This is a genomic window from Candidatus Saccharibacteria bacterium oral taxon 488 (assembly GCA_010202465.1).
Lineage (GTDB): Bacteria > Patescibacteriota > Saccharimonadia > Saccharimonadales > Saccharimonadaceae > Nanosynbacter.
Map to the genome: position 1 here is coordinate 79,342 of CP047919.1, position 16,240 is coordinate 95,581.

The following is a 16,240-nucleotide window of genomic DNA, read 5'->3' on the forward strand; positions in this document are numbered from 1 at the left end:
GGTATAAACAAAAATAAACAGGGACACAACAATGGCGAGCCAGTCACAAAAGCAGCAGATCATTCAGAGCATCAAAGATGTGACTAATATCTTGGTGACGGTAAGCGCTGATCCATCGGTGGACGAGCTATCGGCAGCGTTGGGGCTGACAATTTTCCTCAATAAACTGGGCAAGCACGCCACGGCTGTTTTTAGTGGCAAAGTCCCGCCGGCGATTTCGTTCCTCGAGCCGGATGAGACGTTTGAGGCCACGGCGGACAGCCTGCGTGATTTTATCATCGCGCTTGATAAGGAAAAAGCCGACCATCTGCGCTACAAGGTGGTTGATGATGCGGTGAAGATTTTTATCACGCCGTACCGGGCGACAATTACCGAGGCTGATCTAGAGTTTTCGCAGGGCGATTATAACATTGAACTGGTGCTTGCGCTTAATGTTGAGAGTCAGGATCATCTCGACAAGGCGCTGACGGCCCATGGCAAGATTTTGCATGATGCGGTGGTGTCGACGGTGACTGCTGGTATGGTGAGGAGTAGTCTCGGGACGGTTGATTGGCATGATGATAAGGCATCAGGCGTGAGCGAGATGCTGGTTGACCTGATTGATGAGTTACGAACACCGAAAGTGACCATGGATGAGCAGATCGCAACAGCACTGCTGACCGGTGTTGTGGCGGCGACGGAGCGGTTCAGTAATAACCTAACCTCGTCGCGGGTGATGACGTTGGCGGCAGAGCTGATGGCGGTTGGCGCGAACCAGCAATTGATTGCTACTAAGTTGGCCGAGGGGCAGGCGATTAAAGCCGAGGAGCACTCAGAGCTAGAGCAATCAAAGCAAGCGGCCGATGCAGCTGATGATGAGATGCACGATAATGACGGCCAGGATGGTGCTAATTTTAAGGTCGAGCGGGGAAAACGCTCAAAGCCGGCTGAGTCAAAAAGAGATGATGGCGCGTTGTCAATCAGCCATGAGCGGCGGGGTAGCCTTGATGATGTGGCCAAGCAGACTCGGGCCGAAGAGCAGGATGCAGCGGCTCGTGTGGCTACGGCGCAGCTTGATCGCCTTCGAGCGGCGTCAGTGACGAGCGGACGGAGCAGTGCGCCATCGACATCGCAACCAATCAGTGCGTCGGTGTCGGCTGAGCCAGAAACGGCCACGCCACTACTAGGTGGAACGTTGAACGCAACGACGGAGCGGGCGGCTGAGGATAAGCGCCGCGATCTTGACACTGATCAAAACAAGACTATCTTGCATCACGGCACCTACGTCGGTGCGTCGCGGCCGGCCCTCGGCGAATCGCCGTTGAATGCCGCCATGGGGAAGTCTGATGAACCGCCGAGCGTTGACCCGTTTGCGACCACCAATAAAGACGAAGCGGTCATTGCCGCGCTAAAAGAGGAGACGCAGGCGCTGGCTGACAAGCAGACTCAATCTACCTCGCTGCCATCGCTACCAGATTCTGAGCGCGACGCCCGCGCGGCAATTACCGAGGCGCTGGCTGCTGCACCGCCGCTTGAATCTGCGGCTTCGCCCGCTCCGGTAGTTTCATCTTCGCCGCTACCGACAGTGTCGTCTGCTCCGGCTACGCTCGCTGATATTGAGTCTAATGTAATGCATGGCCTGCCACCGCTGCCTGATTTCTCTGACTTCTCAGGATCAGGTTTGCCACCGCTGCCACCAGCTCCGGTCGGTGCTGCAGACGGGGGGCTACCAGCGTTGAACACATCGCCTTCAGCACCGTCCGCCTCTACACAGCCGCGCACCTTTAATCCGTCCCAGTTCCAGATCCCGGGGCAAAAATAGCCCATGGACGAGGTGTTGCTCATTGATAAGCCGGCTGGCATGACCAGTTTCGGCGTGGTAGCGCGGCTGCGGCGAGTGCTCAGCCAGGCGGCGGGCAAGAAAGTGAAAGTTGGCCATACTGGTACGCTCGATCCGTTTGCTACGGGACTGATGATTATTGTGACGGGCAAGAAGTGTCGCGAGGCCGATACCTTTACCAAGCTCGATAAGTGGTATGAAGCAGAAATCATGCTTGGCGAGGTATCGACGACTGGTGATCCTGAGGGTGAACTGACTCGCGTGTCGACGCGGCAGCCATCTCGCAGTGAGGTTGAAGCGGTACTCGGTACATTGGTGGGTGAAATCAAACAACGACCGCCAGTGTTTAGCGCCATCAAGATCAATGGCCGCCGGGCCTATCAGCTGGCGCGTCAGGGTCAGCTAGTCGATATGCCGGAGCGCACCGTGTCGATCTATGCCTTGGAGCTTGTCACCTATGCGTATCCTCGCCTGGTGATTCGAGCGCATGTTTCGAGCGGTACGTACATTCGGAGCCTAGCGGTTGACATTGGTCAAAAACTGGGAACGGGGGCCTATTGTCACCAGCTGCGCCGCCAGGCTATCGCTGAATATGACGTTGCCCAGGCAAAACCATTAGCGGATTTTGGGATTTTGTCTTGAAGTGCTATTATCAAATTATGGGTAGGCAGACAGGTTTTACAATCGTTGAGTTATTAATTGTGATGGTCGTGATCGCGATTTTGGCGACCATCGGTATTGTGTCATATTCAGGCGTGCACCAGGATGCTACTGATACTAAGATTCGTTCCATCGTCAAGATCGCCGGGGACGCGCTGCAGGTATATGAAACGCAGAGACGAACGCTGCCGTCAGGACAGGGGACGTTCAATAGTGCGAATAGTGTTGACTCGCTTGTGCCGCAGTATATCCAGCCGGGGTATCGCGAGGGCGTCAGCAGCAAGAACGCGTCTGGTCCGGATGATATTTTTGTCTGGTATCCGTGCAAAGATACCTCTGGTAAGATAACAGGTATTGCGGTATTTGCGGCCCTTAATTCTGCCAAGCCGCAGGAGTCGGCTCAAGTTAACGCGGTCAAGGCGACCTGCAACATTCCGGGTGCAGCTGTGCCGACTACGGGTAGACCAGCCTATAACTACGTGCAGACCTTTTAGTAAATGCGGTTGATTTGCGTTTTTAGCGTAGCATTGGTATAATGACGAGGCTATGATTAGCAAAGACGATAAAGCGAAAGCAATTGCTTTGACTCAGGTCAGCAAGGACGACGTTGGCAGCCCGCAGGCGCAGGTGTCGATCTTGACGGCTCGTATCAAAGAGGTCACCAAGCACCTGAAGGCGAATAAGCACGACTTCATGGCACGTCGTGGCTTAATCCAGATGGTTGGCAAGCGTAAGCGCCTGCTCAGATACCTGGAGCGAACTGATTTTGAGAGTTATAAAGCGGTTGTGGCTGCCCTGGGTCTGCGTAAATAGTCGCGCCGGGTAGTTGTACGGATATCCACCTTGATATATCACGAGGTGGGTATTTTGATTTAACGTGGCGTAGCTACAAAAACCGTCCGGCCGTCAGCCGCGCCGCCGAGGGTGCATGAATAGAGGGTAAGCTGTGGTTTGTTGGTTCGGCTTTCGATGTGAACGGCATCCGGCTTGACGTCAAATAGCCGGGATATGACATAGGTATAGCGCTTGCCGCGGTAATCAATGATTATTTCATCACCAGTGCGCAACTTATCAATGTTGTAGAATGGTGATTTTTGGATGGTTTGCTGCGGTGTCAGGCCCATGATAAATCGGTGGGCCGACAAGACAAAATTACCGCCATCAACTGGATCGCCATTCTCTGGTTGGCGCCACCAGGCACCCCGCTCCATAATTTCGGCGCCGCCAGTAGCGTACGGCACGTTAATGTCAATTTTGGGGATGTAGAGACGATTCTCGGTGATGTTGGTTTCTGGCGTAGCGGCGAGAAGCTGGGTGGTTTGGTTGCGCGTTGGGTTAATGAGCTGGGCGCGAAAGAATGGACTAAGCGCCGTGATGAGTGTGTAGCCGCCACCAGCGAGCATGAGGATGGCCAGACTCATACCGAGCCATCGGCGGCGGTTTTTGGCGTGGGGTATCTGCTTCACTTGTTATATTGTAGCATGAGCGGGTTTTTCTGGCAGTATGGGTTGTTGCCTTACCGGAGTGAGTTGATCTATTTAGGGGTATTAAATTGACTTTTTATAGTTTTTATGCTAAATTACAGAGTATGAACGAATACGCACCGCGGGCTGATAAATTACCGCCAGATGCGGCTGAACAAGCGACAAAGATTGGTGAAGTTGTGGCTGCTGTTAAGAAGCAGCTTAGTCCGGACGGGGGACGATTAAGTGATGGCCCGCTGCATCTTGAGAAGTTGGAAGAGCCGAGCGCTGATGACCATAGCCCAAGGTTTACGAATGCAGATGATTTTTGGAAAAACGGCATGGATCCGTCGCGAGCAAATCCGTCGCAAGACGGCTCTGATACGTCTGAAAAACTGCCGAGTAAATTTGTTAATAATTTTTGGCAGTACTTCTTTCCGGATAAAATGTTTGAGGATGACTTATTGGGGCCAACGGTCCTAAATAAACCGCCGCGAAAACTGCTTAAAGAAACAGGAGGAGAACTCCTCACATCGGTTCAGCAGTTGTTTGGGATGTTATTTGAGGATACCAATATTGATAGCCACAAACTTGCTACCCTGGAGTCAGCAGCTGGTGAAGAGCACCTTACCGATCTTAAGGAGGCAATGTTTATGCTCTATGTGCTGGCACTACATACGGTTACTCAACAAGATGCTGCTGGGGCTGGGTGTCCGAGCGCACATGCTTATTTATGTCTGTAGGAGCTTCATATGACGAGTCATGAACAATCGGAAAAAAAGAGTCCAATAAGTCGGCGCGGTCTATTATGTGGTGCGGTTGGGACAGCGGCGGCTATAGCTGGTGGGTTACTTATGAACTGTGGCGATGAAAGTCAACGGATACTATCGGTAGAGACGAATGCTTCAAAGCTTGATCTTGATTGGGCGTATGAGATATATGGCCAAGCCCGTGATATGTTTCGGCAATGTATTGAGGAGGCGCCCGTGTTTACGAGTGAGATACCGCCGATATTGCCACCGCCCACGTCGGTATCTGTCTCTCGAGACGGAGGTAGGCGTGGTTTTATGACGGGGGGTGCGCTACTTCGTAAGGCCGGTCATTCTGAGCGAGCAGTGATAGGCACGGGAGTCTCTTCGGATTTGGGTGATGATAGTAGGGTGCGCGTAGCCGTCGCGTTTGAATTGTTGGCAGGTAAGCCCGAAGCTAAGATTGCTGAGCTGATGGCGGTTTGGGGAGTATCGAGGCGAGGGTTACCGACAGAACGTGCCTTTCGGGATATACTGTATGAAATTGATCCGGAAGAGCTGATGCTATCCTTTGTGCCAGTATCTCAGAGGCAACCGACAGCGCCAACTAGTGAGCAGCCGTATGAGTGGACTGCTATGCTGCCGGGAATGGAGAGTTTTAATGTGATACAACAAGTCATTGGTGCGGCTGGCGGTAGCTCACCGGAGGTGTTGTTACCAACGCCAAAGGTTTTGGACCGAGTAAGTGAGCAGCTCGCTGCGGTTCGGGATGCGTTTGGTCGGGCCGGCTTCCTATAAAGTATGCGGCCCTGTGATATAATAGAAAGTGCGAATATAACCCGCAGACGGTGATGGATGTGTGGTGTGTTGATAGTAAACCAGCATGCATACACCTGTTACTGTCTTTGCGAGAAAGAGAGGATCTATGGCAATTATTAATCCAAGTGGTAAGGAGATTTTTTCGGTTACGACGGAATTATGCGGGCGGCCGTTGACGCTGGAGGTCAACCGGGTCGGCTTCCGGACGACCGGTAGTGTGCTGGTGCGTTACGGCGATACGGTGGTTTTGGGCAGTGCTCAGGTGGGCAGCCGGCCGGTGCAGCTAGATTATTTCCCGCTGTCGATTGATTATGAAGAGCGGTTTTATGCGGCGGGTAAAATTTCTGGCTCGCGGTTTATTAAGCGCGAGGGTCGGCCGAGCGACGAGGCGGTGCTGATCGGCCGGTTGATCGACCGTCCGATTCGGCCGCTGTTTCCAAAGGGCTACCGCCAAGAAGTGCAAGTAGTGGCGACAGTCTTAAGCATGGATCCGGATTTCCGCCCGGACGTGGTGGCGATGATTGCAGCGTCGAGTGCCTTGATGCTGACCGGCACGCCGTTTGACGGGCCGGTGGCGGGCCTGCGGGTGGGTCGTGTGAACGGCGAGTTTAAGGCCTTTTTGACGCCGGAGGAGCGTGAGCAATCTGATTTGGATCTGGTGGTGGCTGGTATCGAGAGTGGTATCACCATGGTGGAGGCCGGCGCTCGGGAGGTGTCAGAAGAGGTGATCGTCGATGCGATGGTGTGGGCGCACCAGATGATGCAGCCAGCGATTCAGGTGCAGCGAGAGTTGGCAGCCAAAGTGGCGCCAGCCGCACAAGAATATGAATTAGTTTTACCTGATGAAGCAATTCAGCAGACGGCTGATGCGTGGGTTGATGGCAAGCTGGGCGAGAAAATTCGCCGACCATATCCGGAGCGCAACGAAATGATTAGCAATATTTGCGCTGAATTTCATGAAGCGATGGCCAAAAAACTTGGCATAGACGAAGAAGAATATAGTGAAGTTCGCAATGATTATGATGAGGCGTTCACATTGGCGCTACACAAAGATGTGCGCCGCGGTATCGTTGAGGAAGGGAAGCGCCCAGATGGCCGTGCCTTGACGGAAATCCGCCCGCTCAGCTCAGAGGTTGGCTTGCTGCCGCGAGCGCACGGTTCGAGCTTGTTTACTCGCGGGGTGACGCAGGGCATGAATATCGTGACCTTGGCACCGCTGAGTTACGCGCAGCTGGTTGATACCATGGAGGTCAACGACGGCGAACGGCGCTACATGCATCATTACAATGCGCCAGGTTATACGGTTGGTGAGGTTAAGCGGATGGGTAGCCCGGGCCGCCGCGAGATTGGCCACGGCTACTTGGCGGAGCGAGCCTTGACGCCGGTGTTGCCGAGCGAAGAAGACTTCCCGTACGCCATTCGCAGCGTTACCGAAATTATGAGCCAGAACGGTTCGACGTCGATGGCAGCGACCTGTTCGAGCTGTCTGGCGTTGATGGATGCTGGCGTGCCTCTCTCGGCACCAGTTAGCGGTATCGCCATGGGTCTGATGATGGACGGTGATATACCGTACGTATTGAGCGATATTGCCGATGCCGAGGACTTTGCCGGTGACATGGACTTCAAGGTGACTGGTACAGCCAAGGGCATCACGGCGCTGCAGATGGATATGAAGGTGCATGGTTTGCCGGTGGCAGTGCTGCGCCAAGCGATTGAGCAGAGTAAGGCTGGCCGGGCATTTATCCTTGACCATATGCTAAGTATTTTGCCAGCGCCGCGCGAAGCACTCAGCCCATACGCGCCGCGGATTGAAAAGCTAAAAATTGACCCAGATAAAATCGGCGCGGTCATTGGCAAGGGCGGCGAGGTGATTAACAAGATCACCAGCGAGACTGGCGCCGAGGTTGATATTAAGGAAGACGGCTTGATCACCATCGCCAGCCCGAATGGCGAATCGATCGAGAAAGCTCTCAATTGGATCAAGAGCCTGGTTGAGGAGCCGGAAGTTGGCAAAATCTATGAGGGCAAGGTGGTCAGTATCAAAGATTTCGGAGCCTTCGTGAATATTCTGCCGGGAGTTGACGGGATGGTGCATATCTCGAAGCTGGCCGATCATCGCGTGGCTAAGGTGACTGATGTGGTCAAGGAAGGACAAACCGTTCGCGTGAAAATCACTGGTATTGATGAGCGCGGTAAGATTAACTTGACGATGATCGGGTTGTAACTTTTGCTTTTTAGCAAAGTACGCTACAATAGGAGAATATAAGACTAATTGAGGGGGATTATGGACGATAAGAATAATAAAAACGTACCACAACCGACAGCAACACCGCCAGCAGCAAATGAGCAGGCTGCTCCAGTAGTACCACAGCCAGTACCATCGGCTCCACAATCGCAGCAGCCGCTGCAGCAGGGTGTGCCAATGCAGCCCAAAAAGGGCTTGAGCAAGGGTGCGCTATGGGGTATCATCGGTGGCTCAATTGGTTTGATAGTCATTGTCGTTGGTATCGTGTTGGCAGTTATATTCCTTGGTGGGCCATCAAAGGCTGATTACCAAGAAGCTGCTAAGGCCATGAAAGAGTTTGACGGCAACAGCCTCAACTCGGCACTCAAGTCGTCGAATGCTGATAACGCAAAGAAGCTGATTGAAGAGGCGGTGGAGCGTGCTGATACAATGATGAAAAAACTTGATGCATCAAAGATTATGCGCAACGAGGAGACCAAAAAATCTTTCGGTGAATACAAGACTGCCTACGAAAAAGTACGCCCGAATTTGCTTGCCATTGCCAGTCTGATAGGAGATATGAAGGACTTTTCTAAGAAGTGCACACCAAGCTTCTTCGGCTATGTCGGTAAGTCAGGAGACGAAGTAAAGAAGCTCTACGATGAAAAGATGAGCGACTGCTATAAGCTGCTCGATAACGTTGCCAAATCAGAACAGAAAGAAGCACAGGACTTTGGCAAGCAAATGAAAGAGTATTACAAGTTGCTGGGTGATTACTTCGTGGCACGCGCTAATAAAGACTACACTACTCGGGTACCGCGTCTACCGTCGGGTAGCTCAAATCCACTGGCCGGCTTTGCTAAAAAGATTCAAGAGTCAAACCTACAGAAACACGAGCGAGAATTCATCAACTTAGTGAAAGAAAAAGCTGAAAAGTAATTTTCGCCTCAGCATCAAGCAAAACACCTCGCATAGTGACGAGGTGTTTTGTATAATAGAAATATGGATGAGGCAGCGCAACTGGAGGTTTTGGCGGCAGAGATTATCGCTGGTGATATTTGTCATGACTTGGCGCTGCAGGCGACGCAGCTGGTGATAGGTGATGGTCGGGCTGACGCAGACATTGTATTTATCGGTGAAGCGCCAGGAAAAAACGAAGATCTTCAGGGCAAACCATTCGTTGGGGCAGCTGGTACATTTCTTGACGAGATGTTAGCCGCAGCCCAGTTACGTCGTCAAGATGTCTATATCACCAATATCGTTAAATATCGGCCGCCAAACAATCGTGACCCGCTGCCGGAGGAGAAGCGCGCTTTTTGGCCGTATTTGATGCGCCAATTGCAAATTATTCAACCAAAGGTAGTCATCACACTGGGTCGGCATAGCGGCATGGCATTTATTCCTGACTTGGCGATCTCGCGTGATCATGGCAATCCGCGCTGGGCACAGTTCAACGGTTTGAAGTTCTTGGTGATTCCGCTGTATCATCCGGCAGCGGCGCTATATAACGGGGCGTTGCGGCAGACGTTAATTGACGATTTTGTGCGGGCGGCGCAATTGGCCGTCCAGGCGAGCGCCTGAGCTATTTTTGACAAGAGCTGGCACCCCGTGCTATAATGAACGCAATTGTTAGGGGATAGATTTGTCGTACGTTGCCCCCATGTCTATCGCCTGTCATTCTAATTTTGCAAGGTATTTATTTTTATAAAAGGAGAACAATACGCATGGGCCAGAGACGACTTGCGACGCCGAAGGGCGATGATCAGTCAAAACGACCAGCTACAAAAAAAAGTAACACAGCGGTGATGAATAGCACTACTACTCGCAAGGGTGAGGTGTTTCGGGCGCAGCGGCGCACGAGTGAGAACGTTAATCTCAGGGCGTCGCAGCACGTGATCGATATTCCGGTCAACAAATCAGTTTACAACGGCTATGGCGGCGAGCAATTTAGCGCCAAAATGCAGCCAAAACGCACTCGCGGCGGCAAACCGAAGTTGAGGATTATCCCAATCGGCGGTGTCGGCGAAATGGGTATCGGTAAAAACATGAACGCCATTGAGTATGACGATGAGATTATCATTGTGGACATGGGTTTCCTGTTTCCGGGGAGCGATTATCCAGGTATTAATTACATCACGCCAGATATCACGTGGCTAGAAGAAAATAAGCATAAGATCAAGGCGCATGTGTTCACCCACGGGCACCTTGATCACATTGGTTCATTCCGGCACTTTATCCACCGGATTCCAGCACCGGTCTATGCATCGAAATTTACCATCGGCATGCTAGATAAGTCGCTGGCTGACGCGGATACTGATTTCCAGCCGGACTTTCGGGTGATGGACCCATTGAGCCACGAAGTTGTTCAGGTGTCGAAGCACTTTTCGGTAGAATTGGTGCGGGTGAATCACTCGATTCCAGATTCAACGGCGGTGGTGATTCGGACGCCGCTGGGCGTGGTGATTGACTCTGGTGACTGGCGATTTGAGGAAAGTCCGGTTGATGGTCAGAAGTTCGACCTCAAACGGATGACTGAAGTGGCGTCCAAAGAAGGCGTGTTGATGTTCATGAACGAATCGACCAACTGTGAATCGGCCGGTACACATACCCACACTGAGTTTGATATTCAATATTCCATTGGTCAGGTGATGGATAAATTTAGTAATAGTCGAGTGATTTTAAGTTGTTTCTCATCACAGGTACACCGTTTGCAATTAATTTTGGAAGAAGCGCATAAGCATGGGCGTAAGGTGGCGTTTGCCGGATTTTCGATGATTCAGAACTTGGAAGTGGCGCTGCGCTCAGGAACCATTAAGATCCCGAAAAATACCGTCATGAAGATGGAAGATATCATCAAGCTGCCGGATAGCCAGATTACCGTGGTTTGTACTGGCTCGCAGGGTGAGTTTAATGCCGTGCTAAGCCGTATGGCGACTGGCGCGCATAAATACATGAAGATCAAAGGCTCTGACGTGGTGGTGTTTAGCTCTAATCCGATTCCGGGCAATGAGAAAAACGTGGTGCGAACAGTCGATGGCTTAATGCGCGAGGGCTCTGATGTGATTCAGAATGGCAAGACGCACTTGACGGGGATCGGGCCGCTGCACTTGTCGGGTCATGGTTACTACGACGATCACATTAAGCTGATTAATGCCTTGAACCCAACATACTATATGCCAATTCACGGTGAATTCCACATGCTGGTGCACAATGCGCGGCTGGCAGAGAAAGAGTGTGGTATTCCGAGGAAGAATATCTTTGTGTGTGACGCTGGTGACATTATTGAAATTGATATTGAACGCCAAGCCAAGAAAGCCGGTCGAATTCAAGTTGGCGGCGTGATGTATGATGATACGGGTGCTATTGTATCCGAGGTGGTACTGAAAGACCGCATTCATATGTCTCAAGAGGGAATGTTCGTGGTGGTATTGACGGTGCAACGCGGCACCGGTCGGTTACTGACCAGCCCAGACATTATTTCCCGCGGTTTCATCTATCTGCGTGATTCCGAGGAATTGATGAATATGATTCGTCAGTATTTGAAACAGAAGGCAGCGCGCAGTTTTGCTGGTAAGTACGACCTTGACGTGGTGAAAAAGGAAATCAAGGACGAAGTTACACATATTTTGTACGACCAGACGCGCCGGACGCCGATTGTTATTCCGGTAATTAACGAAGTCGGCGGTTTGAAAACGGTAAAATCGACTACTGCTTCGAATGCTTCTACTGTAAAGACACCGGTGCGTAGCAGAAAACCTGCCACCGCTTCAGCGACGGAACCGAAAATGACTCTGCCAACTATGCCGCGCCGCCGCTTCCCGCGCCGCCAGGTGCCAGACACCGAGGCGAATGACACCAAGGCTCGGGAGGTCGGTCGAGTGCGTGCGTACTAGCTCACGCTTGCTATTTGTTGTAAAATATGCTACAATGTGGATGTCGGTAAAGTGATATAATAAAAACAGGTATGCCAAAAAAACGAAAATCTACCCGCAAGAAATCAGTTTCCACAGCTCCAAAGCATGATGTGCCGAGCGGCTTTTGGGCGCAAGTCGGCGCGGTACTGCTCGTTGTGTTGTCGCTTCTTCTGATGGTGGCGTGGTTTGGTGTTGGTGGCCCGGTGCTGGAGTGGCTACATAAGGCGACTCTGAGCATGCTTGGTTACGCGATGTATGGGCTGCCGATTTTGCTGATATATATTGCTGTGGAGATTTTCCGGGCGGAGAATAATCGGTTGCCGCTGGCGATGAAATTAGCAGCCATCCTCGAGGTGGTGTGGTTGTCTGGTTTGTTTGGATTATTAAAGACACCAACCCGCCCAAATGCTGGTGGATTTATCGGTGATACGGCCAATCGGGCGATGAGCGCCATGGTCGACCCGGGCATCGCTGCTTTGATATATGTGGTCCTCATCATCATCACGGCGCTATTTATTACTCAGACGTCGCCGTTTATGGTGATCAAGAAAATCGCCGAGGCGCTCAAGCGCGACCACTCCGAGGAGGATAACAATGCGGCGGTGATGAAGAAGGCGGCTCGCGAGGATGCGGCCAGCGCCAAATCATCGAGCGACATCAAGTTGAATGCTGGCGTCCCGACCGTTGATCCCGTCACACCAAAAGATAGAAGGACGTCACCGCTGAGTAGTCTGCGCGGTAGCGTGGCGCGGGATAAGGCAGCTGAGGAGCAAGCAGCACTAGTGGCGGCACACGACCCGAACTGGCAGGCGCCGAGCCTTGATCTGCTAGAGAAAAAGCAAAGTCCAGCTGACGCTGGTGATATTCGGCAAAACGCACAGATTATTCACGATACCCTGGCAGAGTTCAATATTGATGTGGAGATGGAAGACGCAAATATTGGGCCGAAAGTGACGCAGTATACCTTGCGACCGCCGAGTGGTGTGAAGTTGACACGCATCACGGCGCTGGAGACGAATATTGCTTTGAATTTGGCGGCGCAGAGCCTGCGGATTGAAGCGCCAATTCCTGGACAGAAAGCCGTTGGTATTGAGGTGCCGAACCGCCGGGCCGCTGATGTGCGGCTGTATGGCGTGTTGGATTCTAAGCAGTGGAAGAATGCTCGCGAGCCGCTGAGCTTTGCGATTGGTAAGGACATCTCTGGTGAAGCAGTGGTCGGTGAGCTCAACAAAATGCCACATATGTTGATCGCTGGACAGACTGGTTCTGGTAAGTCGGTGATGATTAATACCCTACTGACCAGTTTGCTATATCGCAACAGCCCGAGCGATATGAAGTTGATTTTGGTTGACCCAAAGCAGGTGGAAATGGCGCCGTATGAAGACATTCCACATTTGCTGACCCCGGTGATTACTGAGCCAGAAAAGACTATTTCGGCCTTGAAATGGGCGGTCAATGAGATGGAGCGGCGCTATAAATTACTGGCGGCGGAGAAGATCCGCGATATTAAAGGGTATAATCAACGGCTAGCTACGCGAGCTAAAAAAATCCCGGTAGCGGACGCCGATGGCAATATTCAACAGCACGAAGACGGGGCGATGCCGTACATCGTTATTGTAATTGATGAGCTAGCCGATTTGATGATGGTGGCGGCACGCGACGTCGAGGCGCTGATCGTTCGCTTGGCGCAGAAAGCGCGGGCGGTGGGCATCCACCTGGTCTTGGCAACGCAGCGGCCAAGTGTTGACGTAATTACCGGATTGATCAAGGCGAATGTACCGGCGCGTATCGGCTTTACCGTGGCGTCGCAGGTTGACTCGCGGACCATTCTTGATCAAATTGGTGCTGAGAAGCTGCTTGGTCAGGGTGATATGCTGCTGTATACGCCGAGCATGAGTAAGCCAAAACGTATCCAGGGCGCGTGGGTGACCGATGACGAGGTCAATAAAATTACTGATCACCTGCGGATGCAGTCGGCGCCGCAGTACAATGATGAGGTGGTGGCGCAGCCAGTACAACTAAATGGCAAGGGCGGCCTGGCAGTTGACTTTAGCGGCGGTGGTGGTGAAGACGAAGCATTTATGGACGCGGTGCGAGTGGTGATCGAGGGTGGCAAGGCCTCTACTAGCTATCTGCAGCGACGGCTACGGATTGGCTACGGCAAGGCAGCGCGACTGATTGAAGAGATGGAAGAGCGTGGCATTGTCGGTCCAGCGAACGGCTCAAAAGCTCGTGATGTTTTGGTTTCAAGTGTCGACGAGCTAGGGCAATAGCTAGCTTGACATAATTATTTTTATAGGTTATAATATTCTAAGTGAGAAATTGATTTGTATGTGGAAGGATGGCTACATGGCGCACATAAGTTGTAGAAATAATGGAGAATTATCTCCTGATAGTAGAGGCGACAAGTTAAGAAAGCCTCTTGTGCTGGGGTTGCCGCGGTCACGTTAGCCGTATCGGGCATACTTGGGTATAGTCTTGGTCGGTCACACGATGTTCCGCCCGCACCATCAGTAGAAAATACCGATGGTGGAACATCCAAAGAGTCCAATGATAATTCAAGAGCGGAAGAAATCACCTTTACCCTGCCGGAGACCGAAGGCCGTCAAGAAGCAGAGGGCTTTTTAAAGGATCCCAATATAGTCCAGTCTGCGCGCGATGTTGCTGGACGAGTTCTTACTGCTGCAGGGAAGTCGGTTGATAGTAATGCTGCTCGACTCGTTCGCCAAGATTATTATGATGATCACAATAGGCCTAAACAGCAGTCAATAACAATTACAGATGATAAGGGACACGTGGTATCGGTTGATGTTGCTCAAGGCGACAAAAGGTTTGGTGGAAGTGAGATCGCAGTAGAAGTTACCACTGATATAATTGAGGTCGGCGCAAAGAGTAGACAGACGGATCGGATAACGTGGCGGTTGGATTTTTTGTCTCCAGAACCTATGGCACATCAGCATATCGAATCTCCAGAAGCACTACTGCCGGCTCTAGAAGGCGTGTTACCGACGAAAGTGGAATGGTCGCACAGACAGACTGCTGATGGTTGGTCGGAGACTAAGGAAATTACAATCGTTTCACCAAAGTCTGTCTCGCCATCGAGACCAGATTATGGAGCATAGCGGCGGTACCGGCTAAGGGAGAGATTAATGGTCGGGCCGTGGAGAGTGCTAAGGTATATGATGCGGCAAAAAGCCTATTTGATCGGCTCGCGACCGATGGTGATATATCCGATATCTTGCCTTCTCAGTAAACTAACGTGCCGCCAGATATTCACCGAGTAATGTTACTTTGTGACCAGTTGAGGTAATTTTATTGATGGCGTGATGCAATGACGGGCCGGCAGCGTCAACGGTCATGAAGAATTTGTAGTTCCATGGTTGGCCGATGATGGGTTGGGACTGGAGGCTGGTGAGGTTAATGGACTGATCGGCGAATGTGCGGAGTATTTCAAGGAGGCTGCCTGGTTGATGGGCAGTGGTCACCACAAGCGTTGCTCGATTAGCGTTAGTCACTGTGGCGGTTGGATCAAGGACGAGGAAACGAGTGATGTTGTCCTGACCGTCTTGGATGTGCCGCCTGAGAATTGGCATATTGTATAGTTGGGCAGCGGTTTCACCGGCGATGGCTGCCAGGTGTGGTGAACCCTGTTGCTTGATGAATTCGACAGCGCCAGCGGTATCAAAATATTCAATTTGTGCAGCTTGCGGTAGGCGTTCTTGGAGAAAACGCTGACATTGTGACAAGGCGACAGGATGTGAATAGACAGCGGTAATGTCTTCAAGTTTTGTGCCCAGATTGGTGATGAGTGTTTGTTGAATGGTAAGTGTTACTTCCCCGACGATGGGAGCACTGCAGGATTCAATGTGACGGTAAGTTTCGTTGATGGTGCCGTAAATGGTATTTTCCACTGCCACGACAACGGCGTCGGCCTTACTGCGAGCATAGGTTTGAAAGACATCGCCAAAGGTCATGCACGGAACAATGGTGATGTCAGATCCATACCATTGTTTTGCCGCTTGTTCGTGAAATGACCCAGCTTGTCCTTGAATGGCGATACGCATGGACCCTATTGTAGCATGGTCTGGCGGGGTGCATCACTGGACTTTTGCATTAGATTACCGTATAATACGGAGGAATAATAACCTAAGGTTATGTGCGATAACATAACCATCCGTAATGGATTCCAAAGGAGGAAACATGAACGAATACGAACTGACTGTTCTTATTCACCCAGATTTGGAAGCAAATTTGGATACGGCCCTAGACAAGGTCCGGTCGCTTGTCACTACCAATGGTGGCGAAATTACTAAAGAAGACAATTGGGGCAAGAAAAAGCTAGCCTATGCAATTCGTCGTGAAGACTTTGCGGTGTATGTTTACTTTGAGGTGAAGTTGCCAAGCAGTGCGCCGCTCAAGATATCAAATGTTCTGAATATCACCGACGAGGTGCTTCGTTATTTGTTGGTTAAGACCGACGAGAAGACACGTCGAGCGCTTGCTGAGCAGAAAGAGCGCGAAGCTAAGGTCGCTACCGAGGCGGCTGATAAAGAAGCCTAATATTCGACGCGATACATAATAAAAAAGGAGGG

Annotated in this window: 15 protein-coding genes; 13 read left to right on the top strand and 2 right to left on the bottom strand. The window is 51.5% G+C overall.

Annotation, left to right across the window (positions count from 1 at the left end):
* The first annotated feature begins 31 nt into the window (after nucleotides 1–31).
* The 4 genes from GWK76_00410 to rpsO are packed head-to-tail and all read left to right on the top strand — an operon-like array spanning nucleotide 32 to nucleotide 3,292.
* Complete coding sequence (locus GWK76_00410; GenBank protein QHU91804.1) at nucleotides 32–1,801, top strand: hypothetical protein; 1,770 nt, start codon at nucleotides 32–34, stop codon at nucleotides 1,799–1,801.
* A gap of 3 nt (nucleotides 1,802–1,804) precedes the next feature.
* A complete protein-coding gene (gene truB, locus GWK76_00415; protein ID QHU91805.1) occupies nucleotides 1,805–2,461 on the top strand; it encodes a tRNA pseudouridine(55) synthase TruB in 657 nt (218 codons plus the stop codon).
* Between the two features lie 17 nt (nucleotides 2,462–2,478).
* The gene (locus GWK76_00420) at nucleotides 2,479–2,973 is read left to right on the top strand and encodes a prepilin-type N-terminal cleavage/methylation domain-containing protein (GenBank protein ID QHU91806.1); all 495 of its coding nucleotides are present in this window, start codon (nucleotides 2,479–2,481) and stop codon (nucleotides 2,971–2,973) included.
* 52 nt (nucleotides 2,974–3,025) lie between these two features.
* The gene (rpsO, locus tag GWK76_00425) at nucleotides 3,026–3,292 is read left to right on the top strand and encodes a 30S ribosomal protein S15 (protein QHU91807.1); all 267 of its coding nucleotides are present in this window, start codon (nucleotides 3,026–3,028) and stop codon (nucleotides 3,290–3,292) included.
* Nucleotides 3,293–3,351: 59 nt separating this feature from the next.
* Here the strand turns inward: rpsO and GWK76_00430 are convergent, their stop codons facing one another.
* Nucleotides 3,352–3,945 carry a sortase gene (locus GWK76_00430; protein ID QHU91808.1) on the bottom strand — a complete coding sequence of 198 codons (594 nt, stop codon included), beginning with the start codon at nucleotides 3,943–3,945 and terminating at the stop codon, nucleotides 3,352–3,354.
* A 122-nt stretch (nucleotides 3,946–4,067) separates the two neighbouring features.
* On the opposite strand from GWK76_00430, the gene GWK76_00435 reads away from it, so the two are divergent.
* The 8 genes from GWK76_00435 to GWK76_00470 all read left to right on the top strand — a co-directional run bounded on the left by GWK76_00435 (nucleotide 4,068) and on the right by GWK76_00470 (nucleotide 14,770).
* A complete protein-coding gene (locus tag GWK76_00435; protein QHU91809.1) occupies nucleotides 4,068–4,685 on the top strand; it encodes a hypothetical protein in 618 nt (205 codons plus the stop codon).
* Between the two features lie 9 nt (nucleotides 4,686–4,694).
* Entirely contained in the window at nucleotides 4,695–5,489 is a 795-nt protein-coding gene (locus tag GWK76_00440; GenBank protein QHU91810.1) for a hypothetical protein, read from the top strand.
* Between the two features lie 127 nt (nucleotides 5,490–5,616).
* Nucleotides 5,617–7,734, top strand: coding sequence for a polyribonucleotide nucleotidyltransferase (pnp, locus tag GWK76_00445; protein QHU91811.1), 2,118 nt, complete (start codon nucleotides 5,617–5,619; stop codon nucleotides 7,732–7,734).
* 60 nt (nucleotides 7,735–7,794) lie between these two features.
* Nucleotides 7,795–8,673 (top strand): hypothetical protein, encoded by an 879-nt coding sequence (locus tag GWK76_00450; protein QHU91812.1) that lies wholly within the window; start codon nucleotides 7,795–7,797, stop codon nucleotides 8,671–8,673.
* A 63-nt stretch (nucleotides 8,674–8,736) separates the two neighbouring features.
* Entirely contained in the window at nucleotides 8,737–9,315 is a 579-nt protein-coding gene (locus GWK76_00455; protein QHU91813.1) for a uracil-DNA glycosylase, read from the top strand.
* 143 nt (nucleotides 9,316–9,458) lie between these two features.
* A complete protein-coding gene (locus GWK76_00460; GenBank protein ID QHU91814.1) occupies nucleotides 9,459–11,627 on the top strand; it encodes an RNase J family beta-CASP ribonuclease in 2,169 nt (722 codons plus the stop codon).
* A gap of 71 nt (nucleotides 11,628–11,698) precedes the next feature.
* On the top strand, nucleotides 11,699–13,921 hold the full coding sequence (locus GWK76_00465; protein ID QHU91815.1) for a hypothetical protein: 2,223 nt from the start codon (nucleotides 11,699–11,701) through the stop codon (nucleotides 13,919–13,921).
* Nucleotides 13,922–14,593: 672 nt separating this feature from the next.
* Nucleotides 14,594–14,770, top strand: coding sequence for a hypothetical protein (locus GWK76_00470; GenBank protein ID QHU91816.1), 177 nt, complete (start codon nucleotides 14,594–14,596; stop codon nucleotides 14,768–14,770).
* 132 nt (nucleotides 14,771–14,902) lie between these two features.
* Here the strand turns inward: GWK76_00470 and GWK76_00475 are convergent, their stop codons facing one another.
* Nucleotides 14,903–15,712 (bottom strand): prephenate dehydratase, encoded by an 810-nt coding sequence (locus tag GWK76_00475; protein QHU91817.1) that lies wholly within the window; start codon nucleotides 15,710–15,712, stop codon nucleotides 14,903–14,905.
* Between the two features lie 136 nt (nucleotides 15,713–15,848).
* On the opposite strand from GWK76_00475, the gene rpsF reads away from it, so the two are divergent.
* A complete protein-coding gene (gene rpsF, locus GWK76_00480) occupies nucleotides 15,849–16,208 on the top strand; it encodes a 30S ribosomal protein S6 (protein QHU91818.1) in 360 nt (119 codons plus the stop codon).
* Nucleotides 16,209–16,240 lie beyond the last annotated feature (32 nt).